The sequence below is a fragment of the Flavobacterium sp. genome (genome assembly GCF_027531905.1).
Lineage (GTDB): Bacteria > Bacteroidota > Bacteroidia > Flavobacteriales > Flavobacteriaceae > Flavobacterium.
On the sequence record NZ_JAPZSU010000041.1, the window covers coordinates 1 to 2472 of the forward strand.

Annotated in this window: 3 protein-coding genes; all 3 read right to left on the bottom strand. The window is 35.0% G+C overall.

Annotated elements, in window-relative coordinates:
* Positions 1-341 precede the first annotated feature (341 nt).
* From O9307_RS10875 to O9307_RS10885, 3 genes are read right to left on the bottom strand one after another with little or no spacing between them, the layout of a single operon-like run.
* Positions 342-647, bottom strand: a complete 306-nt coding sequence (locus O9307_RS10875) for a 2TM domain-containing protein (RefSeq protein ID WP_298298997.1) — start codon at positions 645-647, stop codon at positions 342-344.
* Between the two features lie 2 nt (positions 648-649).
* Positions 650-976 (bottom strand): 2TM domain-containing protein, encoded by a 327-nt coding sequence (locus O9307_RS10880; RefSeq protein ID WP_139363452.1) that lies wholly within the window; start codon positions 974-976, stop codon positions 650-652.
* A 2-nt stretch (positions 977-978) separates the two neighbouring features.
* Complete coding sequence (locus O9307_RS10885; protein WP_298299004.1) at positions 979-2334, bottom strand: histidine kinase; 1356 nt, start codon at positions 2332-2334, stop codon at positions 979-981.
* Positions 2335-2472 lie beyond the last annotated feature (138 nt).

A 2472-nucleotide genomic window follows, 5' to 3' on the forward strand; every position in this document is an offset into this window, starting at 1 on the left:
CCAGAGCAGAAAGAATTAACGGTGCAATTGAAGAGCTAAAACGAATCGGTAGAGGATATAGAAACAAGCAAAATTTTAGAACAGCTATTCTTTTTTTTCACGGTGACTTAAATGGATATTCACACAAAACCCAGTAGAACCGTTTTGTTTATTTTCCATCTTATTTGCTATTTAATTTTTTTTGACAATCCGTTACCTGTTTCAATATTAAAAATGGCACGCAGATGACGCAGATTTAAACGGGTTTTCATATATAAATCAGCAAAAATCCGAACCATCCGTGTCATCCGTGTTCCATAGTTGAATTGTTGGTACATATAAGCGGACAGCCATATAATTTTTTATTTCCAATCGTTACTGGATTGTTTTTCTTTTTCCATAAACTCTTTGATTTTTTGCTCTTCCCATTCTTTACCGAAAATAGGCATCCAATTGAACACTTTCATCGCGTGAAAGAACACGCCTACACCCCAACCTAGTAAAGGCCAAAAAAACCATAAATATCCTGGCGAGGTCAACAAATTAATTACTGCTAAAAATATATTCACTACAATGTAAGAGGTCAAATTTCCGTAAAATCCTTTTAAATCCTCCACTCTTTTCTTGGCTTGATAATATCTGTCTTCTTCTTGATACTTCGCTTCCATAATTATTTCCAAATTTGTTTTTCGTTGTTCTTTTCAATCATTTTTTTAATTTGCTTTTCTTCCCAAGATTTACCCAAGATTACTTCGGTAAAAAACAATTGAACCGCTTGAATAGCAAAAAAGGTCGTCCAAATCGCCATCACAAAACCGTTGATGTAACGTATGGGAAAAAAGTTCAAAGGTGCACCATAATACGTTTTCAAAACATAGATTACTACGCCTAACATAAAAAATATCATGTGAAAATAAAAATCTTTCAGTTTTTTCACTCTCTCTTTGGCCATTTGAACCAAAGCTTCTTGTTCTTGATTGGTATCTATTCGTTCCATCTTTATTTCCATTTTTGTTGTTCGTCTTCTTTTCTTAAAATCTCTTGAATTTTTCGTTCTTCCCAGCTAGAGCTGTAACCAAAAACTTTGAAACCGTGCATAATCAAACCGAATCCCCAGCCTCCAGCGGAGAACCAAAACCAATGAAATTGCGGGACAAAAGTAAGATTCACATAAATTAAAATGGGAATCACTACACAATACGAAATCAGGTTGCCATAAAATCCTTTTAATTCCTCTACTCTCTTTTTTGCGCGGTAGTACGCATTGTTTTCTCTGTAATTTAATGTCGTTTCCATAACAGTTATTTGTTGGGTTAAAATGGGTATTTTAACGGTAAATGTTTGTTCGTTTTGTTCAATCAGTACTTTTCGTTTGGTAATGATGGCGTATCGATTGATGATGTTTTGTAATCCAACACCTTGGCGGTCTTGCAATACTTCTTTCTTTTGAAAATCATTCTGAATCACCAAATAATCATTTTCAATATAAATTCGGATGTGTAGAGGTCTTTGCTCGCTAACCACATTGTGTTTTACGGTATTTTCTAATAACAATTGCAGTGAAAGCGGTACTACTTTGGCATCTTGATTTTGAACTTCGGCAGTCACCTCATAAAACAAACTGTTTTCAAAGCGCATTTTCAGCAATTTCATATACGTAGTTGCAAAACTCAATTCCTCGGCTACCGATACCAATTCTTTATCTTTTTGTTCCAACACATAGCGGTAAATTTTAGACAAAGAAGTAGTGAATCGTTGGGCATTATCTGGATTTTCCTCAATCAGCGAGCTTAACACATTCAAACTATTGAAAAGAAAATGTGGGTCGATTTGATTTTTTAAGGTTTCAAATTTAGCCGAAGCTGTTCCTGCAATAATCTTTTGTTCGAATACTTCTTTTTTAGAAGCTTGTTTCCAATTGAGCATAAAACTACGTGCGTGCATAAAGGTCGAAACTCCCAAGGAAAGAATGATATAAAACATATGCACCCAAACCATTCTGTTGTTAAAAAACTCCGAAACTTCTAGTTTTGAAAACACTACAAAAGTCAAATAGTCTATCCCTAAAACTACGGGAACGGTGTACAAAATGGTGCAAAAAATCCCAAAATACACTCTCAAATTGGTTTGCTCTAACCAATTCCATCTACGGTCCAAAATATCATTGATGAGTCCGTTTCCAAAACCAATTCCGTAAGAATATAGAGCACTAACTAAAAAAGTGGTGAGTAGACTTTGAGGACTGAAATCTCCTTGCAACAACGAAAAAACAAGCGTAAATACTAGTGTAATCTTTAAGCAATCGATAAAACCTTTTTTGATTACTTCTAGCGTGCTGTTTTTTTGTTTTTCCATTTGGTTTTGGGTTTTGGGTTTTGGGTTTTGGGTTTTGGGTTTTGGGTTTTGGGTTTTGGGTTTTGGGTTTTGGGTTTTGGGTTTTGGGTTTTGGGTTTTGGGTTTTGGGTTTTGGGTTTTGGGTTTTGGGTTTTGGGT